Annotated in this window: 23 protein-coding genes; 20 read left to right on the forward strand and 3 right to left on the reverse strand. The window is 67.7% G+C overall.

Annotated elements, in window-relative coordinates:
• Positions 1–8: 8 nt before the first annotated feature.
• The 4 genes from thrB (at position 9) to prfA (ending at position 4,535) form a co-directional block, all read left to right on the forward strand.
• Positions 9–950, forward strand: coding sequence for a homoserine kinase (thrB, locus tag ABZZ22_RS18485; protein WP_354933960.1), 942 nt, complete (start codon positions 9–11; stop codon positions 948–950).
• 196 nt (positions 951–1,146) lie between these two features.
• Positions 1,147–2,988, forward strand: a complete 1,842-nt coding sequence (gene rho, locus ABZZ22_RS18490) for a transcription termination factor Rho (protein WP_354933962.1) — start codon at positions 1,147–1,149, stop codon at positions 2,986–2,988.
• A 132-nt stretch (positions 2,989–3,120) separates the two neighbouring features.
• Positions 3,121–3,333, forward strand: coding sequence for a 50S ribosomal protein L31 (rpmE, locus tag ABZZ22_RS18495; RefSeq protein ID WP_179659348.1), 213 nt, complete (start codon positions 3,121–3,123; stop codon positions 3,331–3,333).
• Positions 3,334–3,458: 125 nt separating this feature from the next.
• Entirely contained in the window at positions 3,459–4,535 is a 1,077-nt protein-coding gene (gene prfA / locus ABZZ22_RS18500; RefSeq protein ID WP_354933965.1) for a peptide chain release factor 1, read from the forward strand.
• A gap of 71 nt (positions 4,536–4,606) precedes the next feature.
• On the opposite strand, the gene ABZZ22_RS18505 is transcribed toward prfA, so the two are convergent.
• Complete coding sequence (locus ABZZ22_RS18505; RefSeq protein WP_354933967.1) at positions 4,607–5,173, reverse strand: hypothetical protein; 567 nt, start codon at positions 5,171–5,173, stop codon at positions 4,607–4,609.
• Between the two features lie 173 nt (positions 5,174–5,346).
• Here ABZZ22_RS18505 and prmC point away from each other — a divergent pair, with 173 nt between their 5' ends.
• From prmC to ABZZ22_RS18525, 4 genes are all read left to right on the forward strand, one after another.
• Positions 5,347–6,204, forward strand: a complete 858-nt coding sequence (gene prmC / locus ABZZ22_RS18510; protein WP_354933969.1) for a peptide chain release factor N(5)-glutamine methyltransferase — start codon at positions 5,347–5,349, stop codon at positions 6,202–6,204.
• Positions 6,201–6,941 (forward strand): L-threonylcarbamoyladenylate synthase, encoded by a 741-nt coding sequence (locus tag ABZZ22_RS18515; RefSeq protein ID WP_354933971.1) that lies wholly within the window; start codon positions 6,201–6,203, stop codon positions 6,939–6,941. Before prmC ends, ABZZ22_RS18515 begins: the two co-directional genes overlap by 4 nt.
• Complete coding sequence (locus ABZZ22_RS18520; RefSeq protein ID WP_354933973.1) at positions 6,941–8,128, forward strand: MraY family glycosyltransferase; 1,188 nt, start codon at positions 6,941–6,943, stop codon at positions 8,126–8,128. The genes ABZZ22_RS18515 and ABZZ22_RS18520 overlap by 1 nt, the downstream gene beginning before the upstream one ends.
• Before the next feature lie 101 nt (positions 8,129–8,229).
• On the forward strand, positions 8,230–9,291 hold the full coding sequence (locus tag ABZZ22_RS18525; RefSeq protein ID WP_354933975.1) for a hypothetical protein: 1,062 nt from the start codon (positions 8,230–8,232) through the stop codon (positions 9,289–9,291).
• Positions 9,292–9,449: 158 nt separating this feature from the next.
• On the opposite strand, the gene ABZZ22_RS18530 is transcribed toward ABZZ22_RS18525, so the two are convergent.
• Positions 9,450–9,755: a hypothetical protein gene (locus ABZZ22_RS18530; protein ID WP_354933977.1), complete on the reverse strand. Its 306-nt coding sequence runs from the start codon at positions 9,753–9,755 to the stop codon at positions 9,450–9,452.
• Positions 9,756–9,940: 185 nt separating this feature from the next.
• On the opposite strand from ABZZ22_RS18530, the gene ABZZ22_RS18535 reads away from it, so the two are divergent.
• The 12 genes from ABZZ22_RS18535 (at position 9,941) to ABZZ22_RS18590 (ending at position 19,815) form a co-directional block, all read left to right on the forward strand.
• Entirely contained in the window at positions 9,941–10,357 is a 417-nt protein-coding gene (locus ABZZ22_RS18535) for a hypothetical protein (protein WP_354933979.1), read from the forward strand.
• Between the two features lie 113 nt (positions 10,358–10,470).
• The gene (atpB, locus tag ABZZ22_RS18540) at positions 10,471–11,277 is read left to right on the forward strand and encodes a F0F1 ATP synthase subunit A (RefSeq protein WP_354933981.1); all 807 of its coding nucleotides are present in this window, start codon (positions 10,471–10,473) and stop codon (positions 11,275–11,277) included.
• 81 nt (positions 11,278–11,358) lie between these two features.
• Positions 11,359–11,562, forward strand: a complete 204-nt coding sequence (locus ABZZ22_RS18545) for an ATP synthase F0 subunit C (protein ID WP_008362139.1) — start codon at positions 11,359–11,361, stop codon at positions 11,560–11,562.
• Positions 11,563–11,588: 26 nt separating this feature from the next.
• Positions 11,589–12,125 (forward strand): F0F1 ATP synthase subunit B, encoded by a 537-nt coding sequence (locus ABZZ22_RS18550; RefSeq protein ID WP_354933984.1) that lies wholly within the window; start codon positions 11,589–11,591, stop codon positions 12,123–12,125.
• Positions 12,125–12,937, forward strand: coding sequence for a F0F1 ATP synthase subunit delta (locus ABZZ22_RS18555; protein ID WP_354933986.1), 813 nt, complete (start codon positions 12,125–12,127; stop codon positions 12,935–12,937). The genes ABZZ22_RS18550 and ABZZ22_RS18555 overlap by 1 nt, the downstream gene beginning before the upstream one ends.
• Positions 12,938–13,021: 84 nt before the next feature.
• Entirely contained in the window at positions 13,022–14,662 is a 1,641-nt protein-coding gene (gene atpA / locus ABZZ22_RS18560) for a F0F1 ATP synthase subunit alpha (protein ID WP_292650675.1), read from the forward strand.
• A 3-nt stretch (positions 14,663–14,665) separates the two neighbouring features.
• Complete coding sequence (locus ABZZ22_RS18565) at positions 14,666–15,592, forward strand: F0F1 ATP synthase subunit gamma (RefSeq protein ID WP_292650677.1); 927 nt, start codon at positions 14,666–14,668, stop codon at positions 15,590–15,592.
• A gap of 26 nt (positions 15,593–15,618) precedes the next feature.
• Positions 15,619–17,055 (forward strand): F0F1 ATP synthase subunit beta, encoded by a 1,437-nt coding sequence (atpD, locus tag ABZZ22_RS18570; protein ID WP_354933989.1) that lies wholly within the window; start codon positions 15,619–15,621, stop codon positions 17,053–17,055.
• Positions 17,055–17,447, forward strand: coding sequence for a F0F1 ATP synthase subunit epsilon (locus ABZZ22_RS18575; RefSeq protein WP_354933991.1), 393 nt, complete (start codon positions 17,055–17,057; stop codon positions 17,445–17,447). The genes atpD and ABZZ22_RS18575 overlap by 1 nt, the downstream gene beginning before the upstream one ends.
• 50 nt (positions 17,448–17,497) lie before the next feature.
• Positions 17,498–17,914: a DUF2550 domain-containing protein gene (locus tag ABZZ22_RS18580; RefSeq protein WP_354934009.1), complete on the forward strand. Its 417-nt coding sequence runs from the start codon at positions 17,498–17,500 to the stop codon at positions 17,912–17,914.
• 103 nt (positions 17,915–18,017) lie between these two features.
• Positions 18,018–18,614, forward strand: a complete 597-nt coding sequence (locus ABZZ22_RS18585; RefSeq protein WP_354933993.1) for a DUF1707 and DUF4870 domain-containing protein — start codon at positions 18,018–18,020, stop codon at positions 18,612–18,614.
• Positions 18,615–18,657: 43 nt separating this feature from the next.
• A complete protein-coding gene (locus ABZZ22_RS18590; protein ID WP_354933995.1) occupies positions 18,658–19,815 on the forward strand; it encodes an MFS transporter in 1,158 nt (385 codons plus the stop codon).
• Positions 19,816–19,821: 6 nt separating this feature from the next.
• Here ABZZ22_RS18590 and ABZZ22_RS18595 read toward each other — a convergent pair whose 3' ends face one another.
• Positions 19,822–22,992, reverse strand: a complete 3,171-nt coding sequence (locus ABZZ22_RS18595) for a DEAD/DEAH box helicase (RefSeq protein WP_354933997.1) — start codon at positions 22,990–22,992, stop codon at positions 19,822–19,824.
• Positions 22,993–23,217 lie beyond the last annotated feature (225 nt).

The following is a 23,217-nucleotide window of genomic DNA, read 5'->3' on the forward strand; positions in this document are numbered from 1 at the left end:
TAGCAACGATGACCTTCGTAGAAGGCCCGGTGACCGTCACCGTCCCGGCCACCTCCGCCAACCTCGGCCCCGGTTACGACTCGCTGGGGCTGGCGCTCGACCTGCGTGACGAGCTCACCGGCGAGGTGCTCTCGACAGACGCGGCCGCCGGCAGCCTGGAGGTCACCGTCGAGGGTGCGGGCGAGGGCACGGTCCCGCTCGACGAGTCCCACCTCGTCGTACGCTCCATGCGAGCCGCCTTCGAGATCATCGGCAAGCAGCCGGCCGGGCTGAGGCTGCACTGCCGCAACCAGATCCCGCACGCCCGCGGGATGGGCTCGTCCTCGGCCGCGATCGTCGGCGGCCTGGTGCTGGCGCGGGCCCTGGTTGCCGGGGGAGAGCTGATCCTCGACGACGAGACGCTCTTCCAGACGGCCGCCGAGATCGAGGGCCACCCTGACAACGTCGCGCCTGCCTTCTACGGCGGTTTCACGATCGCGGGTGAGGACGAGGCCCAGCCGACAGGTTCAAAAGGGCACAGTTTTGCGGTACGCACCGCCGTCGACCCGAGGGTCAGCGTCGTCGTCTTCGTCCCCGCGACCGGTGTCGAGACCAAGACCGCCCGCGGGCTGCTGCCCGAGACGGTCCCGCACTCGGACGCAGCGGCCGACGCAGGTCGTACGGCCCTCCTGGTCGCGGCCCTGAGTGACGCGCCGGAGCACCTGCACCGCGCCACCCGAGACTTCCTCCACCAGGAATACCGCCGACCCGCCATGCCCGAGTCGCTCGCCCTGGTCGACGAGCTGCGCGCCGACGGCGTCGCGGCCATCGTCTCCGGTGCCGGGCCCACGGTCCTGGCCTTCAGCAGCGGCGTGGAGTCGGCGGAGACGACCAAGCTCACTGCCCGCTGTCCGGCAGGCTGGGCCAGCCATGCACTGAGCGTCGACATGGACGGCGTACGCATCCTCTGAACTGCCGTCCGGGCCCCTGCTGTCATGGGTGCTGTGCGTGTTAGCCTGGATCTACATCTGGCCGTTCAGGCATTCAGGATGTGATCCCCCTTTCGTGCCGTGCCACTTCGTTTGGCGCGCGTCGGCCCGTCAGGGGTTCTGACAAACGAGCCGTCGGTGTCGTACGCCGATCGGCGATACGTGGGAAAGGACTCACGTGACTGAGACCATGGAATCCACCGCTCCGGAGCCGAACGCCCCGAAGAAGCGTGGCGGCCTTGGCGGAATGCTCCTCGCCGACCTCAAGGCGATGGCCAACGGGATGGGCATCGCCGGGGCGAACTCGATGAAGAAGGCCCAGCTGATCGACGCGATCAAGGCTGCCCAGGGCAACCGTGCGCAGTCGGCGCCGGCGCAGAAGGCCGAGAAGGCTGCCGTCGAGAAACCCGCGGCCGAGAAGGCCCAGAAGCCCGTCGAGAAGCCTGCCGTCGAGAAGCCTGCCGCTGAGAAGCCGGCGGCGAAGACCGCTGAGAAGCCTGCCGAGAAACCGGCCGAGAAGGCCGAGAAGCCCGCGGAGAAGCCCGCCGAGGCTGCCGATGCCGGCAACGAGGGCGGCCAGCGCCCACGCCGCCAGCGCAACCAGAGCCAGAACAAGAGCGGCGGCCAGGGCAACCAGGGTGGCCAGGGCAACCAGGGCAACCAGGGCAACCAGGGCGGCCAGCCGGCCGGCGGTGGCCAGGGCAAGGGCCCGGCCAAGTCCGGCCAGCCTGCACCCGAGCGGAAGAACGAGGAAGCCCAGAAGGAGAAGCCGGCCGAGCAGACCGACGACTCCGGCGATGACGACGGCGAAGGCGGCAGCCGCCGCAACCGCCGGCGCCGTGGTCGTGACCGCGACCGCAACCGCCCGGGCCGTGGCGAGCCGGACACGACCGTCCTCGAGGACGACGTGCTGGTGCCCGCCGCAGGCATCCTGGACGTACTCGACAACTACGCCTTCGTCCGGACCTCCGGATACCTCCCCGGACCCGACGACGTCTATCTCTCCCTGTCGCTGGTCAAGCGCCTCGGCCTGCGCCGTGGCGACGCGATCGTCGGTCAGGTGCGCCAGCCTCGCGAGGGTGAGCGCAAGGAGAAGTACAACCCGATGGTGCGCATCGACTCGGTCAACGGTGCCGACCCCGAGGTCGCCAAGCACCGGGTCGAGTTCGACAAGCTCGCTCCGGTCCACCCCGACGAGCGGCTGCGCCTCGAGGGCGGCACCGACCCGGTGACCGGCCGGATCATCGATCTGGTCTCCCCGATCGGCAAGGGCCAGCGCGGTCTGATCTCCGCTCCGTCGAAGGCCGGCAAGACCACCGTCCTGCAGGCGATCGCCGGCGCGATCACCGCCAACAACCCCGAGTGCCACCTGATGGTCGTCCTCGTCGACGAGCGCCCCGAAGAGGTCACCGACTTCGAGCGCAGCGTCAAGGGCGAGGTCATCGCCTCCACCTTCGACCGGCAGCCGGCCGACCACACAGTGGTGGCCGAGCTGGCCATCGAGCGGGCCAAGCGTCTGGTCGAGCTCGGCCACGACGTCGTCGTCCTGCTCGACGGGCTGACCCGGCTCGGCAAGGCCTACAACCTCTCCGTCCCGGCCTCGGGCCGGATCCTCGGTGGCGGCGTCGACTCGGCGGCGCTCTACCCGACGAAGCGGTTCTTCGGTGCGGCTCGCAACGTGGAGGACGGCGGCTCGCTGACCATCCTCGCCACCGCTGCGGTCGAGACCGGCTCCAAGACCGACGAGATCATCTTCGACGCGTTCAAGGACACCGCCAACTCCGAGCTGCGGCTGAGCGAGGCGTACGCGGAGGCCGGGATCTTCCCTGCCGTCGACGTCAACGCCTCCGGCACCCGGCGCGACGACCTGCTCTTCACCGGCGGCGAGGGCGACGCGGTGCGCAAGCTGCGCGCCTCCCTGGCCACGCTCGAGGGTGCGAAGGCCGCGTCGGTCCTGGTCGACAAGGTCGCCGGTTCGGCCACCAACATGGTGCTGCTCAACGGCGTCGCCAAGAGCTAACACGAGGTGCGTCTGGGGCCGTCGGGAATTATTGGCGGCCCCAGACGTTCACATACACTGAATCCTCGGTGCCGGTTCACGTCCCGCAACCTGCGGCGGCGACCCGGGGCCCAATGTCTTGAGAGGAACCTCATGAAGCCCGAGATCCACCCGACCTACGTCGACACCCAGGTCACCTGCACCTGTGGCAACTCGTTCACCACCCGCAGCACCGTGAACGGGGGCGCCATCCGCGCCGACGTGTGCTCCAACTGCCACCCGTTCTACACCGGCAAGCAGAAGATCCTCGACACCGGCGGTCGCGTGGCTCGCTTCGAGGCTCGCTTCGGCAAGCGCAGCAAGTAGCTGCTTCCCAGCGCCGGCCCCTGCATTCGCGGGGGCCGGCGTTGGCGTATTTCAGCGACCACACGGTTTGAACACCCACTCCCGGGCGGAGACGTCCCGCCGGAGCGAAGCGGAGGCGCAAGACAATGCAGTTTGATGCGGTCGAAGGGCTCATCGAAGAGCACGTAGGGCTGGAGAAGCGGCTCGCCGAGCCCGAGACCCACGCCGACGCGCGCCTGGCGAAGAAGCTCAACCAGAGGTACGCCGAGCTGAGCTCGATCATCGACGCCTACCACTCCTGGCAGCAGCTCGGTGACGATCTCGAGGCAGCCCGGGAGCTGGCGGGGGAGGACCCCTCGTTCGCCGAGGAGGCCGAGGCGCTGGTGCCCCAGCGGGAGGTCGCCGAGGAGCGGCTGCGTCGGCTGCTCGTGCCCCGCGACCCGACCGACGACAAGGACGCCATCCTCGAGGTCAAGTCGGGGGAGGGCGGCGAGGAGTCGGCGCTGTTCGCCGGCGACCTGCTGCGGATGTACTCCCGCTATGCCGAGCACCAGGGCTGGAAGCTCGAGTTCCTCGATGCCAACGAGTCCGACCTCGGTGGCTACAAGTCGGTCACCGTCGCGGTGAAGGCGAAGGGCAACCCTGAGCCCGGCCGCGCCCCTTACGCGCTGCTCAAGTTCGAGGGTGGCGTGCACCGCGTCCAGCGGGTCCCGGTCACCGAGTCGCAGGGCCGGGTGCACACCTCGGCCGCCGGTGTCCTCGTGGTTCCCGAGGCGGAGCCCATCGATGTCGAGATCAACGACAACGACCTCCGCATCGACGTCTATCGCTCCTCGGGCCCAGGCGGCCAGTCGGTCAACACCACCGACTCCGCGGTCCGGATCACCCACGTCCCCACCGGCATCGTCGTCTCGATGCAGAACGAGAAGTCGCAGCTGCAGAACAAGGAGCAGGCGATGCGCGTGCTGCGCTCGCGCCTGCTCCAGGCCGCCCAGGACGCCGCCGACGCGGAAGCCTCCGACGTCCGCCGTTCGCAGGTGCGCACCGTCGACCGCTCCGAGCGCATCCGCACCTACAACTACCCCGAGAACCGCATCTCGGACCACCGCACCGGCTACAAGTCCTACAACCTGGACCAGGTCCTGGACGGCGACCTGGAGCCGGTGATCGCCAGCGCGGTGGACGCCGATCTCGCTGCCCGTCTGGCCAGCCTGGAGTCCTGACTCCCTGTGGGAAAGCCGAAGGTCGCAGCCATCGCGCGGCTGCGACCTTCGACCTCAGGGCCGATGCCCGATCAGGCGTCGACCTTCTTCTTGAAGCCCGCGATGAAGCCGGCGGCCTCGGCCGACTCCTCGGAGTCGAAGTAGACGGCCGCCTTCGTACGGCTGTAGTAAGGGCTCGCGGTCGTGTGGTACTTCTTCCCGCTGCTGCCCTTGATGTCGTACGCGGCATCCGAGCTGGTTCCGTCCGCAGCGGGCAGCACCGCGCCGGCGTAGGGGGCACCCTCGGTCGCGGCGGGCTTCTCGGCGACCGGGACGACCTCCGGCTCGGTGTCGACGGGAGCAGCCGGGGACTCCTCGGCCACGGGCTCCTCGGTGTCGGCGGCAGCGGCCGCGACGACGCTCTCGGCCTCCGCGACGACCGCAGCGGTGTCCACCTCGCTGTCCGCGGCGGACTCGGCGGTCTTGTCGGCGGTCTCGCTGTCAGCGACCTCGGCGGCCGGAGCCTCAGCAGCGGGAGCATCTGCGGCCTTCTCGGCCGGGTCTGCGGTCTTGGCGTCCTTGCGGATCGGTCGACCGAAGAAGAACCAGATCACGGAGGCGAGGACGAGGATGAGTGCAAGCAGCAATGGCCACTTCATGGGGTGGTGTTTCCTTCCAGGGGGGATCTCGGGTGCGATGGGGGCAGCACAGTGCCCGACGAGGGTGCGGCCATTCCCGCGTCCCCCGTCATGACCCGAAGAACTGTTGAAGCGCCCGAACGTTACCCTCAGCCGGGTAGTGCATGACTAACACATTTCAGGAGCAGTTGCCCATGACCGCCCCGCGCACCCTTCTGGCGAGTGCCCGAAAGCAGCTCGAAGAGGCCGGAGTCGACAGCCCGGACGCCGATGCGGCCATCCTGCTGGCCCACGTGCTCGACACCGACCGCAACCGACTCTTCCTCGTCGACGACGTCGCCGAGCATCAGGAGAAGGCCTATGCGAGCCTGCTCGCCCGCCGTGCGGAACGCGAGCCGGTGCAGCACCTGACCGGGGTGGCGTACTTCCGGCACGTCGACCTCGCTGTCGGGCCCGGTGTCTTCGTGCCTCGGCCGGAGACGGAGCTGCTCGCCGGCTGGGCGATCGACCTGGCCGCCGACATCGACCGGCCTGTCGTCGTCGACCTCTGCACCGGGTCGGGAGCGATCGCGAAGAGCATCGCCGACGAGGTCCCGGGCGCCGAGGTGCACGCGGTCGAGCTCTCCGAGGATGCCTACCCCTGGGCCGTACGCAACCTGGCCGGCACCGGCGTGGACCTGCGACAGGGCGACATGGCCGATGCGTTCCCCGAGCTGGACGGCACCGTCGACGTGCTCGTCTGCAACCCGCCGTACATCCCTCTCGAGGCCTGGGAGTCCGTCGCCACGGAGGCGCGCGACCACGACCCCGACCTCGCCCTCTTCTCCGGGCAGGACGGGCTCGACGCGATCCGCGTGTTGGAACGACGGGCTGCCGAGCTGCTCAAGCCCGGGGGAGTGGTCGGCTTCGAGCATGCCGACGAGCAGGGTCCGGACGGCGCCGACGGCGGCGCCCCAGCCGTCTTCAGCAGCACGGGAAGATGGCACGACGTGCGCGATCATCGCGATCTGGCAGGGCGTCCGCGCTTCACGACCGCGCAACTGGCAACATGAGCACTGTGACTGAGCGCTACCCGATCGCGACCGAGGATGAGCAGACCGAGGCGATTGATGCTGCGGTGACCGCCCTTCAGGCCGGCGAGCTCGTGATCGTGCCGACCGACACGGTCTACGGCATCGCCGCCGACGCGTTCGACAAGGGCGCGGTGGCTGGCCTGCTCGCCGCCAAGGGCCGAGGCCGCGCGATGCCGCCGCCCGTGCTGATCTCCAACGTAGCCACCCTCGACGCCCTCGCGACGAGGATCCCCGACTGGGCGCGCACCCTCGTCGAGGAGCTGTGGCCCGGTGCGCTGACGATCGTGCTCCACCAGCAGCCGTCGCTGCAGTGGGACCTGGGCGAGGCCCGCCAGACCGTGGCCGTACGCATCCCCGACTCCGACATCCTGCGGCAGATCATCGACCGGGTCGGCCCGCTCGCGACCAGCTCGGCCAACCGCACCACGAAGCCGGCAGCCACCAACGCCGACCAGGCCGAGGAGATGCTGGGCAAGATGGTCAAGGCCATCCTCGACGGCGGCGAGTCGCCTGTCGGTGAGGCGTCCACGATCGTCTCCGCCACCGGTGACGAGCCGAAGATCCTCCGCGAGGGCGCGATCAGCATCGATCGGATCAACGAGATCCTCGCCGAGCACGACGTCGCCATCCGTCGTCCGGGCGATCCGGATCCCGCTGCCGAGACCGAGACCGACACCCCCGCAACGCCCGCCACGGACGCCGACACAGAAGCCTGATGCGCGCCTACGTCCTCCTCTTCCTGGTCGCCGCCGTGGTGACCTACCTGCTCACCGTCGTCGCCCGCGAGTTCGCGATGCGCACGGGGGCCGTCGCCAAGGTCCGCGACCGAGACGTACACGCCGTGCCGATCCCCTACATGGGCGGCGTCGCGATGCTGGGCGGCTTGGTCGCGGCCTACCTGGTCGCCCGCGAGCTGCCGTTCCTGGCCGATGCGCCGGACTTCGTGCTCGAGGACACCGGCGTGGTGATCCTCGCCGGCGCGCTGATCTGCGTGGTCGGCGTCGTCGACGACATCTTCGAGCTCGATGCCCTGACCAAGCTCGGTGGTCAGGTGCTGGCGACCGCGATCCTGGTCGGCTTCAACCTCCAGTACAGCCTGATCACGTTCCCCGACGGCACCCAGTTCTCGATCGATCCCGCCCAGGGTGCTCTGCTCACCGGGCTCGTCGTGATCACCGTGGTCAACGCGGTCAACTTCATCGACGGTCTCGACGGTCTGGCCGCGGGTGTCGTCGGTATCGGCGCGCTGGCGCTGTTCCTGTTCTGCTACCAGTTCACCCGTATCAACGACATCGGCCGCGCCTCGACTGCGGCTCTCCTGACCGTCGCGCTCGCCGGAGCCTGCGCCGGCTTCCTCATCCACAACTGGCATCCGGCCCGGCTCTTCATGGGTGACAGCGGCTCGATGCTGATCGGTCTGATCCTCGCCGCCAGCGCGGTCACCCTCTCGGGCTCCTACAGCGCCGGCGGACTGAACGTGAACGCGTTCGACGCCTCCACCGCGCTCCTGGTGACCTTCCTGCCGTTGCTGCTCCCACTGACGATCCTGGTGGTGCCGCTGGTCGACCTCGTGCTGGCAGTCGTACGCCGCACCCGCGCCGGCCGGTCCCCCTTCGCCGCGGACAAGAAGCACCTCCACCACCGGCTCCTGGAGATCGGTCACTCCCAGCGTCGTGCCGTGCTGATCATGTGGCTCTGGGCCGGCCTGATGTCCTTCGGATCGGTCTTCGTGACCCTCTACCGCGGCCCGGTCGTCATCGGCGGCGTCATTGTCGCCACCGCCCTCATCGTGCTGCTCACCTTCGTCCTCCCCAAGATCCGCGGCGAGCGCACCGACAAGCTCCTCGAGGCCCCCGAGGACCTCACCCCGCTGGAGAAACAGGTAGGAGATCAGCGGATCTAGCAGGGCCGTCGCCGGATTGCCCTTGCCTCGTTTGTTTGCTTCGGGGCAAACTAGTCACGATCGGTCAATTGACCGGTACTTCGGATGGACTGGGGTCTCGGGTGGAGGAATTCATTGCTCGGCCGGCTGCGATTCGCGGTGCGGCGGCGGCTATTGAACAGCTTGGCGGGATGGGTAAGTACATTACCAATATCGCCGCGTCTGAGGTTTCTGTTACTTCGAATAGCGATGTTCTTGTCGATGCATCTCGCGAATTCGAACGAGTGCAGACCGCCCTGTTGGATGCATACGGCCCGACCGGTCCCTACGGGGACATGATGGAGGGTGCTGCGCAAGCCATGCGGTCGATCGCGAAAGAGTATGAAACTGTCGACGCTGATTCGGCAGCGCGGCTTGACTCCTTGCTGCCAGATCTTGGCGGCGTGCCCAGCTACTTCAGTTTCGACAGTCCAGGTATCGATGAGTCGTCTTACGCAGAGATCGGAAACGATATCGAGTCAGTGGCACTCGATCAGTACGACGATTTCATGAAGATCAGCAAGACGATCAATTACATAATCGACTGCAAGTGGGTCGGTGACATTCTAGAGACCGTCGGGATTCCGAACGAGATTGCAAAGGTTGAGGTCAAGCTTGGGGCCGAGTGGGACCAGGTGGGTGTTTCGGTGGCGGCCATTGATCAGTGCCGAAAATGTATGCGGTCGTTCGCGGGGGATCTGACTGGTGTGTGGGCTGGCCTCGAGGGGAAGTGGCAAGGACGTGCTGCGGCTTCTGCGTGTGACCATTTCAACGCGGTCGCGAGGGTTCTCAGAGATCACTCCAACGGCTTGGGCGCGCTCACGCAGCGCATCATTGCCGAGATGCATGCGGTGAGATCGTCCGTGGATACGATGAACGACCTGTTGGAGCAACTGATTCAGGAACTTCCTGGTCCCCAGAGCTTTAGTGAACTCTTCTCCAGTGCGATTGAGGATGGCCTTGATGAGCCATTCAGGAAGTTGCTTCAAAGAGTCAAGATGTTCAAGGCTGCCTTCGATGTCGCTCTGACTTTGGCATTTGGTGTGAATGCGCTGTTCGCGCAGTTGTGTAGATTCAACGAAGATGTGAATTTCCCTCCGATTCCTAGTTGGGATGCTCCAGACGTCAATGGAGGGTCGCGATGAATATCGGATCGTTCCGCCAGATGGTTGATGCTGTGTCGGCATCGTCCGCAAATGCTCGGGTGCGGCGACTTGTGAGTCGATATGACGACGGGGCGGCGTCCGAGGGCAGACTGTTGGAGGACCCCGACTTTATCGAGGCGCTCACGCGTTGTTATGAATCAGTTGTCCTTGACGCTCGTCGCCGTGGGGTCGACGGGCCAGCCGTGCTTGGTCGCCTCTATGACAGTCAAGATGACTGAGTAGCGGAGGAGTTCCGCGCGAGCGCCAAGCTCCTGACGCTGCAGGGAAGGAACGCCAGACCGAACACGGCCGTAGACCATCGAGGTTTCGAGGTCCTCGGCCAGGAGCAGGTGCCGGCCACCCAACGAGAAGCTGCCGTACCGCTGCGGTGGCTCAGGCGCGTCCCACCCCGGACCGGTCTCGACGTACTTCTGGACGCCAGCCTGATGGCGAGGAGGGGTCATGCGGGGCCCTGATGTGTCCGCGCGCACTCGGCGTTCATTGAAGCGGTGACCGCGCCCCTGAACACCGCGTCGAGGGCATGGATCGATCAATTAGGGACTCCAAACACGCTTGTGATAACTTTCACGAGCGTTCGGGATGCGCTCCTGAACACGTGAAATGCCCCCAGAGAGAACGGCCGCCAAAGATGACGACCGCAACGAGCAAGAGCAAGGTACTGCGAGGTTCTGCCGCGGTGTCCGCCGTCGCTGTGCTCGCCGCCCTCACGGTAGGCTTCGTTGTTGCCGGGGCCAGCGGTCTGACAGGTGCCGCGATCGGCTCGATCGCCACGCTCGTTGTGTTGGCGACGGGCTCGTGGGGCCTGTTCTGGGTCGCGGCCAAGTCGCCCGCTCTCTCGTTGCCCGCCGCCGTTGGCGTTTTCACGGTGTCGGGCATGATTCTCTTCGTCGTGCTGCTGGTTGTGTCGCAGACCGGGGGAGATGCTGTCGTACGTCCGGCAGCCTTCTCGGTCATGGCGCTCACAGTTGCATGGACGACCACGTTTACGGTCCTGGTGCGACGCGAGCGGATCCCGCTCTTCGACCTGCCCGGGGCAGACTCGTGACCCGCCAGTAGTGCCTGATATCGTCCGGGCCGTCGGGGGCCGCCGCCGGGATGATGCCCGAGCCTTTGGGGCTCGCCACCCAGAATCGTAAGTTCGAACAAACAGGAGACAGCGTGAAGTCGCTTGCCGCCACCGTTATGGCGTCGGAGTCGGGGCCCCATATCCCGGGGCCCGCGGACTTCTTCCCCCCGCCGATCGTCGGGTCCGGCGACTGGGCCCTGACCAAGGTGACCCTCCTGGTCCTGCTGTCCGTCGTGATCGCCTTCGGCTTCTTCTACGCCGCCTCTCGCAAGTCAGCCGTGGTTCCGAGCCGGCTGCAGTTCGCCGGTGAGTACGTCTACGGGATGGTTCGCAACTCCATCGCTCGAGACATCATCGGGTCGAAGGACTACATGAGGTTCGTGCCGTATCTCTTCACGGTCTTCGTCTTCATCCTCATCAACAACTTCTACGGGATCATCCCGTTCATCCAGTTCCCCACGATGTCGCACATCGGTTACACGGCGGCCCTGGCGGCCATCACCTGGCTGATCTACAACATCGTCGGCATCGCGAAGCATGGTTTCGTCGGCTACCTCAAGCTCCAGACGGTGCCCGGCGGTGTCAGCGGCCCGATCCTGCTCATGATGGTTCCGCTGGAGTTCCTCTCCAACATCATCGTGCGCCCGTTCACGCTGGCCATCCGTCTCTTCGCGACCATGTTCGCCGGCCACCTGCTCGTGGCGCTGTTCTCGATCGGTGGCGCCTGGCTGATCCTGCACTACTCTCCGGCGTGGCAGGGCGTCACGGCCGGTCTCTTCTCCTTCCTGCTCGGCATCTTGGTGTCCTTCCTGGACATGCTGATCATGTTCCTGCAGGCCTACGTCTTCACCCTGCTCTCGGCGATGTACATCGCCGGTGCAGTCGCGGACGAGCACTGATCCACGGCTCGCTCCACTAGCCAAACCCAACGATGTACAACAACTGACGCAAGGCGCGTCACAACCGAAAGGAAGTCCACAATGGACGGCTCCGCAGACATGATCGGCCTCGGCCTCTCCGCGATCGGCCCGGGCGTCGGTGTCGGTCTGATCTTCGCCGCGTACGTCGCCGGTGTCGCTCGCCAGCCGGAGGCCCAGAGCCGCCTGCAGGCCATCGCGATTCTCGGCTTCGCGCTTTGTGAGCAGTTCTTCATCATCTCCCTCGCCCTCGCCTTCGTGCTCTGACGTAGGGAACTACTGAAGGTTCCGACATGATCCTTACCCAGGTAACCGCTGCGGAGACCGAGATCAACCCGTTGGTCCCGCACGTCCCGGAGATCATTCTCGGTTTCATCGTCATCGCCATCCTCTTCGTGGGAGTTGCGAAGTTCATCGTTCCGAACTTCGAGAAGGCGTACGCCGATCGAACCGCGGCGATCGAGGGCGGCATCGAGAATGCCAACGCGAAGCAGGCCGAGGCTGACACCAAGCTCGCCCAGCTGGAGGCCCAGCTGGCCGACGCTCGTCACGAGGCTGCCCGCATCCGCGAGCAGGCTCGCGAGGAGGGCGCTGCGATCAAGGCCGAGATGCGCCTCGAGGCGCAGGCCGAGGCTGACCGCATCATCACCGCCGGCAAGGCGCAGATCGAAGCCGAGCGTCAGGCGGCTTCCACGTCGCTGCGCACCGAGGTCGGTTCGCTGGCCACCGGTCTCGCCGGTCGCATCGTCGGCGAGTCCCTCGAGGACGACGCGCGCTCCAGTCGTGTGGTCGAGCGGTTCCTCGCCGACCTCGAGGCAGGGGTTCACTGATGGACTTCCGTGGAGCGTCGGCCGACGCAGTTGCCGCCCTGACCGAGGAGCTGAAGACCGCTGTCTCCGCCTCTCCCGAGGCGGCGGCCAAGGCGGCCGACACCCTCTTCGAGGTCTCCCAGACCTTCCGCGCCGAAGCAGCTCTGCGCCGCTACGTCACCGACGCGTCGGTGCCGAAGGAGGCCAAGACCGGCCTCGTCGGTGAGCTGTTCGGCGGGAAGGTCGACGCGACGGCCCTCGGCGTGCTCGAGTCGGCGGTCAAGCACCGCTGGACGCGCGCCGGCGACCTGAGCAACGCGGTCGAGCGACTGAGCGAGATCGCGGCGGTCCGCAGCGCCGGCAGCGAGGCCAACCGCCTCGCTGACGAGCTCTTCGCGGTCCAGCGGTCCGTGCAGGAGACGCCGGAGCTGCGCGACGCGCTCTCCGACCCGGCCCGTACGACCGAGGACAAAGCCGCGCTGGTCGACACGCTGCTCGGGGGCAAGGCGCTTCCGGCGACCGTGACCCTGACGAAGCAGGCGCTGGCGGGCACCTACCGCACCGCATCGGCCGCTCTCGGTGAATACCAGAAGGTCGCGGCATCCGTCGCAGGCGAGGGCACCGCCGTCGTCCGCGTTGCGGCTCCGCTCTCGGAGGCCGAGACCACCCGTCTGGCGACAGCACTGGCGAGGAAGTACGGCCGCGAGGTCCACCTCAACGTGGTCGTCGACCCGGCTGTCGTCGGTGGCATCAAGGTATCGATCGGTGACGACGTCATCGACGGCACCGTCTCGAGTCGCCTCGAAGGGGCGCAGCGAGCCCTGGCCGGCTGATCCGGCACCGCGGCCGACCTCAACTGGCCGTACGACCCCTGTGTGACACAGACTGACTTGTAAGAACTGAGAGAGAAGGCACAGATGACGGAGCTCTCCATCCGTCCCGACGAGATCCGGGACGCACTGGCAAAGTACGTCGCGGACTACAAGCCGGAGGCGGCGAAGACCGAGGAGGTCGGCACCGTCGCTTCGACCGCGGACGGCATCGCCCGCGTGTCGGGTCTGCCCTCGGCCATGACCAACGAGCTCCTCGAGTTCGAGGACGGCACCCTTGGTCTCGCCCTGAACCTGGACACCCGCGAGATCGGTGTCGTCGTCCTGGGTGACTTCGACAAGATCGAGGAGGGCCAGGCGGTCCGACGTACGGGCGAGGTTCTCTCGGTCCCCGTCGGCGACGGCTACCTCGGTCGCGTCGTGGACCCGCTCGGCAACGCGATCGACGGCCTCGGCGACATCGAGACGGTCGGCCGTCGTGCACTGGAGCTCCAGGCTCCCGGCGTGATGGCCCGCAAGTCGGTGCACGAGCCGCTCGCCACCGGCATCAAGGCGATCGACGCGATGACCCCGATCGGCCGTGGCCAGCGTCAGCTGATCATCGGTGACCGCTCGACCGGTAAGACCACGGTCGCGATCGACACGATCATCAATCAGAAGCAGAACTGGGAGTCGGGTGACCCCGACAAGCAGGTCCGCTGCATCTACGTAGCCATCGGCCAGAAGGGCTCGACCATCGCCTCCGTGCGTGGCGCCCTCGAGGAGTCCGGCGCGCTGGAGTACACGACGATCGTCGCGGCCCCGGCCTCCGACTCCGCCGGCTTCAAGTACCTCGCCCCCTACACCGGCTCGGCCATCGGCCAGCACTGGATGTACGAGGGCAAGCACGTCCTGATCGTCTTCGACGACCTGACCAAGCAGGCCGAGGCCTACCGCGCCGTGTCGCTGCTGCTGCGCCGCCCGCCGGGCCGTGAGGCCTACCCGGGTGACGTCTTCTACCTGCACTCCCGGCTGCTGGAGCGCTGCGCGAAGCTCTCCGACGAGATGGGCAAGGGCTCGATGACCGGTCTGCCGATCATCGAGACCAAGGCCAACGACGTCTCGGCGTTCATCCCGACCAACGTCATCTCCATCACCGACGGTCAGATCTTCCTGCAGTCCGACCTGTTCGCGGCCAACCAGCGCCCGGCGATCGATGTCGGTGTCTCGGTCTCCCGCGTCGGTAGCGCCGCGATGACCAAGGCCCTCAAGGCCGTCACCGGCTCGCTCAAGGTCGAGCTCGCGCAGTACCGCGCGATGGAGGCCTTCGCGATGTTCGCCTCCGACCTGGATGCGGCCTCGAAGCAGCAGCTGGCCCGCGGCCAGCGGCTGATGGCGCTGCTCAAGCAGCCTGCCTACTCGCCCTACCCGATCGACGAGATGACCGTCTCGCTGTGGCTCGGCACCTCCGGCAGCCTGGACATCGTCCCGGTCGCGGACGTGCTCAAGTTCGAGCGCGAGTTCATCGACTACCTGCGTCGCGCCCACGACGGCATCCTCGCCGGCATCCGTGAGTCGCTGAAGTTCGAGGACTCCACCGAGTCCGAGCTGAAGAAGGCTTACGACTCGTTCCTCGACCAGTTCGAGACCTCGGAGGGCCACTCGATCAAGCCGGGTTCCGCCAAGGAAGAGGCCCTGGCTGACGAGGACGTCGAGCAGGAGCAGATCGTCAAGCAGAAGCGGGGCTGACCCATGGCCGTGTCAGTGCGTGAACTCCGCGCGCGGATCAAGTCGACGGAGTCGATGAAGAAGATCACGCGTGCCATGGAGCTCATCGCTGCGTCCCGGATCATCAAGGCGCAGCAGCGGGCCAATGCGGCCGCGCCGTACGCCCGTGAGCTCACCCGCGCCGTCTCGGCGGTGGCGACCTACTCCAACCAGGACCACCCGCTGACCACCGAGCCGGAGACGCCCACCCGCGCCGCCGTGCTGGTGGTCACCAGCGACCGTGGTCTGGCCGGCTCCTACTCCTCGAGCGTGCTCAAGGAGGCCGAGGGGCTGGTCGAGAAGCTCAAGGCCGAGGGCAAGGAGGTCGACCTCTACGTCACCGGACGCAAGGCGGAGGCCTTCTACAAGTTCCGCGGCCGTCCCGTGGTGCAGGCCTGGACCGGTTTCTCGGACCGCCCGGAGTTCGACGCGGCCAAGGAGATCGGTGAGAAGCTGATCGAGGTCTTCGTCGAGGGCGCTGAGGCTGAGGCCGCAGTGGCTCCCGGCGTCGACGAGGTCCACGTGGTCTACACGCGGTTCATCACCATGATGACGCAGAAGCCCACCGCCGTACGTCTCCTGCCTCTGGAGGTCGTGGAGGGCACCGAGGCTCCGGCCGAGGGCGATGTCCTGCCGCTCTACGAGTTCGAGCCGTCGGCCGAGGCCGTGCTCGACTCGCTGCTCCCGCAGTACGTCGTGAGCCGGATCTGGTTCGCGCTGCTGCAGGCCGCCGCCTCCGAGCTGGCCCAGCGTCAGAAGGCGATGAAGTCGGCTACCGACAACGCCGATGAGCTCATCAAGAAGTTCACCCGGGTCGCCAACCAGGCTCGCCAGGCAGGCATCACCCAGGAGATCAGCGAGATCGTCGGTGGCGTGAACGCGCTCGCCGACGCCCAGGCTGCGAACGACTGAGAACCCACAGAAGGACTGACTAGAAAATGACCGCACAGGTTGACGAGAAGACCACGACGGGCCGTATCGCCCGCGTGATCGGCCCGGTCGTCGACGTGGAGTTCCCCGTCGACGCCATGCCGGATATCTACAACAAGCTCGAGGTCGAGGTCACCATCAGCGGTGAGACGACGACCCTGCCTCTCGAGGTTGCCCAGCACATCGGTGACGGCATGGTCCGCGCGATCTCGCTGAAGCCGACCGACGGCGTCGTACGCGGCTCCGCGGTGCGCGACACCGGCGGCCCGATCACGGTTCCCGTGGGTGACGTGACCCTCGGCCACGTGTTCAACGCCACCGGTGACATCCTCGACGTCGACCCGTCCACGGTCGAGGTCAAGGAGCGCTGGGGCATCCACCGCAAGGCTCCGGCCTTCGACCAGCTCGAGTCCAAGACCCAGATGTTCGAGACGGGCATCAAGGTCATCGACCTCCTCACCCCGTACGTGACCGGTGGAAAGATCGGCCTCTTCGGTGGTGCGGGCGTCGGCAAGACCGTCCTCATCCAGGAGATGATCGCCCGAGTCGCCAAGAACCACGGCGGTGTCTCCGTGTTCGCCGGTGTCGGCGAGCGCACCCGTGAGGGCAACGACCTCATCCACGAGATGCAGGAGGCCGGCGTCTACGACAAGGTCGCCCTGACCTTCGGCCAGATGGACGAGCCGCCGGGCACGCGTCTTCGCGTGGCCCTCTCGGCGCTGACGATGGCGGAGTACTTCCGTGACGTCCAGGGCCAGGACGTGCTGCTGTTCATCGACAACATCTTCCGCTTCACCCAGGCGGGCTCCGAGGTCTCGACCCTGCTGGGCCGGATGCCTTCGGCCGTGGGCTACCAGCCCAACCTCGCCGACGAGATGGGTCAGCTCCAGGAGCGGATCACCTCGACGCGTGGTCACTCGATCACCTCGATGCAGGCGATCTACGTGCCGGCCGACGACTACACCGACCCGGCGCCGGCGACCACGTTCGCGCACCTGGACGCCACGACCGAGCTCTCCCGTGAGATCGCGTCGCTCGGTATCTACCCGGCCGTGGACCCGCTGACCTCGACGTCGCGAATCCTGGACCCGCAGTACATCGGTCAGGACCACTACGACTGCGCCGTCCGTGTCAAGCAGATCCTCCAGCGCAACAAGGAGCTGCAGGACATCATCGCGATCCTGGGTGTCGACGAGCTCTCCGAGGAAGACAAGATCATCGTCTCCCGCGCTCGCCGGATCCAGCGGTTCCTGTCGCAGAACACCTACGTCGCCAAGCAGTTCACCGGCATCGAGGGTTCGACGGTTCCGGTCAAGGACACCATCGAGGCGTTCAACAAGATCGCCGAGGGTGAGTACGACCACGTCGCCGAGCAGGCGTTCTTCATGTGCGGTGGCCTCGACGACGTCGAGGCGAAGTGGGCCGAGATCCAGAAGAGCCTCTGATGACGGACGCACTTCAGGTGGAGCTCGTCGCTGCGGACCGCGTGGTCTGGAGCGGCGGGGCCACCATGGTCATCGCCCGAACGGTCGACGGTGATGTCGGCGTCCTGCGCGGTCACGCGCCGGTGCTGTCGGCTCTCACCGACGCGGTTGTGGAGATCACTCCTGAGGAGGGCACCGAGGTCATCGCGACCGTCGACGGTGGCTTCCTCTCGGTGGCAGGCGACCGCGTCTCGATCCTGTCCGAGCATGTGCTGCTGTCCCATGAGATCGACCTCAGCAAGGCTGAGGTCGAGCTCGAGGAAGCCCGTCGCCTGCTCGGCACCAGCAACGACGCCGAGAAGCGCATCCGTCGTGCTGAGGCACGCATCCGCGCTGTCGAGAAGGCCTCCTAGGTAGAGAGGGACGGACCCGAATGGCATGGTGGGAGCTGCTCTTGGCCGTTGTGGCCTGTTTGCTTCTGCTTGTCCTTGCCTATGGCATCGGGATCGCCGTACGCCGCCGTCTGCTCGAACGCAACGGCGGCGTCTTCGAACTGAGCCACCGCGTCCGGGACACCAAGCCCGGGCGCGGTTGGATCATCGGTATCGGCCGCTACTCCGGAGATGCGCAGCTGGAGTGGTTTCGCATCTTCTCGCTCTCGCCCAAGCCCAAACGGGTCTGGCGCCGCGTCGAGCTCAGCTACGTCTCCAGTCGATCCCCTGAGGGGATCGAGGAGCTGGTTCTCTACCCCGAGAGCCTGATCGTGACCTGTGAGGTCAAGGGCGAGCTGATCGACCTCTCGATGGATCAGCAGACCCTCATCGGGTTCCAGGCGTGGCTCGAGTCGCGCCCGATCCGGTCCAACTGGACCGTCTTCTGAGCTTCTCGACGCGACCGACTCCGGCACGACGCCGGGGTCGGTCGTTCGGTTTTCGGGGGCTTCCCTGATTGTCCGGGAGCCGTCTGGGGCGGATGGTTGAGGTATGTCCTCAACTGCTCCCATCCCTCCCGCGACCACCCTGTCCGCCCAGCCCGACGAGCTCCGCTGCACCGATGCCGACCGCGACCGCGTCATCGACGTGCTGAAGTCCGCCTACGCAGACGGCCGGCTCGACCAGGCCGAGTTCGACCTCCGGTTCGACCTGACCATGAAGGCGAAGACGTACGCCGCCCTCGAGCCGATCACTCGTGACCTGGTCGCACAGCCCGCTGCTGCCGCTCCGGCGCCCGCGAAGCCCGCCCGTGACCTGCTGCCGCCCCCGACCACCGAGGAGAGGCTGCTGGGCGCCCTCGCCCAGGCCACGACCTTGGTGCCGATCGTCGTCGGCCCGGCGATCATGTACTACACCGTCGGCAAGCGCTCCGAGTTCGTCAAGCACCACGCGGCCGGCGCTCTCAACCTGCAGCTGACCCTGCTCGCCGTCACGATCGTGACCTTCGGGCTCGGTGGTGCGCTCTACGGGATCGCCTGGGTCCTGGCGACCGCCTTCGCCGTGGTCGCGCTCGCCGGCGCGCCGCTGCGCCAGCCGTGGGTGCTGCCGATCTTCGGTCGCGGCGGTCCGTACGAGAAGCGCGACTGAGACCCACCCCTGGAGGCGTCCGGGGGCCTACTAGCCTTTGCCCGTGACGCCTCTTTCCCGTGCCCAAGCCGGTTCGGTGGTGGCATTCGCCACCAACGGCCTGCTGTCCGCGACCTTCATCTCTCGGATCCCGGCGCTGCGCGAGAGCCTCGGCCTGAGCAACTCTGCCGTCGGCCTGATGCTGCTGGCGATGGGCATCGGATCGGTCGCTGCGCTGCCGTTCGCCGGTGGGCTGGTGATGCGCTGGGGCGCGGCCCGGCTCGTACGCCGCTGCGCGGCCCTCTGTGCCGTCGCCCTGTGTCTGGTGGCGGTCTCCGGCAGCTGGCTCGGACAGGCTTGGCTGGTGGCGCTGTTCCTGGTGGCGTACGGCGTCGGCTACGGGGTCTGGGACGTCGCCATGAACGTCGAGGGGGCCGCGGTCGAGCGGCTGGGCGGCAAGACGCTGATGCCACAGCTGCACGCGATGTGGAGCGTCGGCACCGTGCTCGGTGGGGTGTTGGGCATCGCCCTGGTGGGTACGTTGCCGACCGTGTGGCACATCGTCGGGGTCGCCGGCGTCGCGCTGGCGGCCTGCTGGTGGGGGACAGCCGGGTTCCTACCGGCCGAAGCCCCACCGGAGGGACACTCGCCGCGGCGCGAGCTGATCGCCGCCTGGCGCTCGCCCCACACTCTGCTGCTCGGCCTGATGGTGCTCGCCTTCGCCGCCGCCGAGGGGAGCGCGAACGACTGGGTCGCGCTGGCGATGATCGACGGCTACGACGTCAGCCACCGGGTCGGGGTGGCGTGCTACGCGGCGTTCGTCCTCTGTATGAGCGTTGCCCGTTTCGCCGGTGCGAAGGTGATCGACCGGGTCGGCCGGCAGCCGGTGCTGATCACCTCGGCGGCTCTCGCGGGGGCCGGGATCGTGCTGACGGTCTTCGCCGGCTCCGTGGGGCTCGCTCTGGCCGGGATCGTCCTGTGGGGCTTCGGTGCAGCCCTCGGCTTCCCGCTCGGGATCAGCATCGCCGCGGACGACGAGACCCGGGCCGCGGCTCGCGTCTCGGTCGTCTCCACGCTGGCGTACGGTGCTTTCCTGGGCTTCCCGCCGATCCTGGGGGCGGTAGGAGACCAGATCGGCACCCTGAGGTCCCTCCTGGTCGTCGCCGTCCTGATGCTCCCCGCGGCGGCGTTGGCGGCGACGGTGGCAAGGCGGCGTAGGTAATTTCGGCTACACGAAGAGGGCGCGGATGTCGTCGGCGCCGATGGTGGAGCCCATCGCGCCCTCGCCGTCGACGACCTTGGCGAAGAGCTCGGCCTTGCGCTCCTTGAGCTCCATGACCTTCTCCTCGATCGTCCCCGTCGAGACCAGCCGGTAGACCATGACGTGCTGGGTCTGGCCGATGCGGTGGGCGCGGTCGACGGCCTGAGCCTCGGCTGCGGGGTTCCACCAGGGGTCGAGCACGAAGACGTAGTCGGCCTCGGTCAGAGTCAGACCGACGCCACCCGCCTTGAGAGAGATCAGGAAGACCGGGGCGTCACCCTCGCGGAAGCTCTCGATCACCGCCCCGCGGTCGCGCGTCGAGCCGTCGAGGTAGGCGGCGTCGATGCCGGCTTCGGCGAGCCGGGTGCGGGCCCGGCCGAGGAACGAGGTGAACTGGCTGAAGACGAGCGCCTTGTGGCCCTCGGCGGCGAGCTCCTCGATGTGGTCGACGAGCGTCTCGAGCTTGGCCGAGCCGACGTCGTCGTCCTCGGGGTCGACCAGACCGGGGTCTAGCGAGAGCTGGCGCAGCCTGGTCAGCGCGCTGAGGATCGCGACCCGGTTGTCGTTGAAGTCGTCGAGCAGATGCAGGATCCGCTGACGTTCCTTGGCCAGGTGGGCGTCGTAGATCTTGCGGTGGGCGGGGTTGAGGTCGACGCCGAGCACCTGCTCCTGCTTGGGCGGCAGGTCGTCGGCGACGAGCTCCTTCGTACGCCGCAGCAGGAACGGGCGCAGCCGGGTCCGGAACCGGCGCAGCGCGTCGTCGTCGCCCGACTTCTCCACGGGGGAGACCACGGTGTCGCGGAACATCCGCGGGCTGGGGTAGAGGCCCGGTGCGGTGATCGAGAGCAGCGCCCACAGCTCCATCAGCCGGTTCTCGAACGGCGTGCCCGTCACCGCGAGACGCCAGCGGGCGTCGATGCGGCGGGCCGCAGCGTACGTCTTGGACTGGTGGTTCTTGACCTGCTGCGCCTCGTCGAGAACGAGACCGGACCATGGCCGGCCGGCGAAGGCGTCCTGCTCGAGCCGGAGGATGGCGTAGGTCGTGACCACGACATCGGCGTCCTCGCGCGCCTCGGCCACGGAGTCGACGCGCCTGCTCACCGTGCTGACTCGAAGGCCGGGGGTGTGGCGGCGGGCCTCCTGCACCCAGGCCGGTACGACGCTGGTCGGCGCGACCACGAGGTAAGGCGCGCGTTCGCCCGGCTGAGCGTGCACAGCGTGGGAGATCGTGGCCAGGACCTGGAGCGTCTTGCCGAGGCCCATGTCGTCGGCGAGGATCCCACCGAGACCCTGCTCGTGGAGGAAGGCCAGCCAGTGGAAGCCGTCGAGCTGGTAGTGGCGCAGCTCGGTCGCCACGCCGATGGGCTCCGGGCGCGGGATCTCGCGCAGGTCGCGAAGTGCCTGGGCCCGCTGGACCCACTCGGCGGCCTGCTGGTCGACCACGCCCAGCTCGGCGAGCTCGGCCCAGACGCCGAGGTCGTGCTTGCCGACGGCGATCCCCTCACCGCTGCGCTCGTGGAGCTGACCGGCGGCCTCGACGACGTTGCGGAGCCGGTCCAGCTCGGGGCGGTCGGTGGTGAGGTAGGTGCCGCTGGGGAGGATGAGGTGGTCGTCGCCGCGGGTCAGCGCCCCGAGCACGTCGGGCAGCGGAACGGCCTCGTTGCCGATGCGGATGACCACCTGAAGGTCGAGCCAGTCCTGGCCGCCCACGGCGGCGCCGTCGGGGGAGGTGATCTCGAAGGAGATCTCCGGGTCCTCGTCGGTCTCGCGGAAGTCGGGGCGCTGCACCTCGGTGACCTCGACGCCCTCGACCTCACGCAGCGCCGGGAGGTCGTGGATGGCGAGCGCTAGCGCGTCACCGTCCCGGACCTCTTGCTTGCGGAGCAGCTCGGCGGAGACGCGTCCGCGAAGCGAGGCCTCCTCGGCAGGGTCGCGGACCAGGCCGAGGTCCTCGCGGGAGTCCAGGGGGTAGTGGCGTACGCCGTAGGCCCACGTCCAGCCGAGCGTGGCGTGGGTCGAGCTGCGCCAGGTGACCGTCAGGCTCAGCCGCGGTGCGGGCGGGTCCGGGATGTCGAGGGAGTCGTCGGACGAGCGCAGCGGAACCAGTCGGGCCAGCGGGCCCAGCAGGGCGCTCAGCGTGCCGATCTCGGGCTCAGGGACGGTCAGCGGCTCCCGGGCGGTCACCAGCCGATGTGCGTGCGTCGAGAGCGGCCCGGACAGCTCGCCGAGGTGGAGAACTCCGGCATCGAGCACGCCCACCGAGCGGGTCGGCCGACCGATCGGGAGCACCGTGGGGCCGGCGTAGACGCGGTCACCATGGGCCAGGCCGAAGCGGAGGACGGCCTCGCCGTCCTCGCGATGTAGCTCCCCGGCGAGCGAGAGCGGCTCGTCGAAGACCACCACGCCGCGTACGTTCTCGCCGGGGAGCACGGTCACGCCGCCACGGATCGCATCGCGCAGCAGCGAGATCGCGTGCTCACCGAAGTCGGCGAGGCTGAGCGAGGAGCCGCGTGCGTAGAGCAGCCGATCCGGCCGCAGTTGGCGGGCCAGCTCCTGCAGGGGAACCAGCTGACTGCGCGGGAAGTCCTTGCCGGGCTGGGCGTTGGGGATGCTGGACCAGTCTGCGCCGGTCTTCGCCCAGCGGTCGCGGTTGCCCATGCGCATCGGCCGGAGCTCGACGAAGGGCGAGCCCCCCACGGCCGCCCGCGGGCTGTGGACGTCGATCTCGAGCGCCAGCGCGGGCAGGTCGTCCTCGGGCTTGTTGTCCTCGGCGAGCTGGCCCAGCAGCGTACGCAGCTCCGTCTCCCACGTGGGTCCCGGCGCGGTCGCCTTCCTGGGCGCATCGGCGAGGACCATGGCCAAGGCGACCCCGTGCTTGCAGCTGTTGCGCACGGGGCAGCTGCACTGGGTCGTCAGCCTGGCGACGCCGTTCCTGGACTCCAGGTTGAGGGTCACGCGATAGGGGGCTGGGCTGCTGCCTCCGACCTCCGCCGCTGCTCGCAGCGCGCTGCCGCCGATCTCCGTGGTCCGGGTTTCACCGACCCGGCCCTCGGCGGCGTAGGCCTGGCCACGCTCGATGGTCTGCGGGTCGAAGGTCTCGCGGAGTAGGTCGTTCGTGAGAGCTTCGAGCAAGGGCACCCGATCTATTCTTCCAGCATGAGGCCGGTTCTGCGACTTCGCGGACGCTTGTGGTGAGCTGCGCCTCGCTCGCTGCAGTGGCACTGGTCCAGACCGGTCGGCCGCCTCGACGGCGTTTCGCGCACTCGTCGGCGTGAATGGCCATGCGGCCCGCCCTGGACGCTGGGCAACTGGATCCGAACCGATCGGGACGACTTCGCCACGCAAAAGTAAAGCCACCTCGAT

Origin of the sequence: Nocardioides sp. NPDC006273 (assembly GCF_040613495.1) — a bacterium.
Lineage (GTDB): Bacteria > Actinomycetota > Actinomycetes > Propionibacteriales > Nocardioidaceae > Nocardioides.

Excerpts from the sequence above, each read along its gene's own strand:
- ABZZ22_RS18535 (WP_354933979.1), top strand. The coding sequence starts at position 9,941 with ATGACGACCGCAACGAGCAAGAGCAAGGTACTGCGAGGTTCTGCCGCG.
- ABZZ22_RS18555 (WP_354933986.1), top strand. The coding sequence starts at position 12,125 with ATGGACTTCCGTGGAGCGTCGGCCGACGCAGTTGCCGCCCTGACCGAG.
- prmC (WP_354933969.1), top strand. The coding sequence starts at position 5,347 with ATGACCGCCCCGCGCACCCTTCTGGCGAGTGCCCGAAAGCAGCTCGAA.
- ABZZ22_RS18530 (WP_354933977.1), bottom strand. The coding sequence starts at position 9,755 with ATGACCCCTCCTCGCCATCAGGCTGGCGTCCAGAAGTACGTCGAGACC.
- ABZZ22_RS18545 (WP_008362139.1), top strand. The coding sequence starts at position 11,359 with ATGGACGGCTCCGCAGACATGATCGGCCTCGGCCTCTCCGCGATCGGC.
- ABZZ22_RS18565 (WP_292650677.1), top strand. The coding sequence starts at position 14,666 with ATGGCCGTGTCAGTGCGTGAACTCCGCGCGCGGATCAAGTCGACGGAG.
- atpD (WP_354933989.1), top strand. The coding sequence starts at position 15,619 with ATGACCGCACAGGTTGACGAGAAGACCACGACGGGCCGTATCGCCCGC.
- prfA (WP_354933965.1), top strand. The coding sequence starts at position 3,459 with ATGCAGTTTGATGCGGTCGAAGGGCTCATCGAAGAGCACGTAGGGCTG.
- ABZZ22_RS18505 (WP_354933967.1), bottom strand. The coding sequence starts at position 5,173 with ATGAAGTGGCCATTGCTGCTTGCACTCATCCTCGTCCTCGCCTCCGTG.
- rpmE (WP_179659348.1), top strand. The coding sequence starts at position 3,121 with ATGAAGCCCGAGATCCACCCGACCTACGTCGACACCCAGGTCACCTGC.
- ABZZ22_RS18585 (WP_354933993.1), top strand. The coding sequence starts at position 18,018 with ATGTCCTCAACTGCTCCCATCCCTCCCGCGACCACCCTGTCCGCCCAG.
- ABZZ22_RS18515 (WP_354933971.1), top strand. The coding sequence starts at position 6,201 with ATGAGCACTGTGACTGAGCGCTACCCGATCGCGACCGAGGATGAGCAG.
- ABZZ22_RS18520 (WP_354933973.1), top strand. The coding sequence starts at position 6,941 with ATGCGCGCCTACGTCCTCCTCTTCCTGGTCGCCGCCGTGGTGACCTAC.
- ABZZ22_RS18575 (WP_354933991.1), top strand. The coding sequence starts at position 17,055 with ATGACGGACGCACTTCAGGTGGAGCTCGTCGCTGCGGACCGCGTGGTC.
- atpA (WP_292650675.1), top strand. The coding sequence starts at position 13,022 with ATGACGGAGCTCTCCATCCGTCCCGACGAGATCCGGGACGCACTGGCA.
- thrB (WP_354933960.1), top strand. The coding sequence starts at position 9 with ATGACCTTCGTAGAAGGCCCGGTGACCGTCACCGTCCCGGCCACCTCC.
- ABZZ22_RS18550 (WP_354933984.1), top strand. The coding sequence starts at position 11,589 with ATGATCCTTACCCAGGTAACCGCTGCGGAGACCGAGATCAACCCGTTG.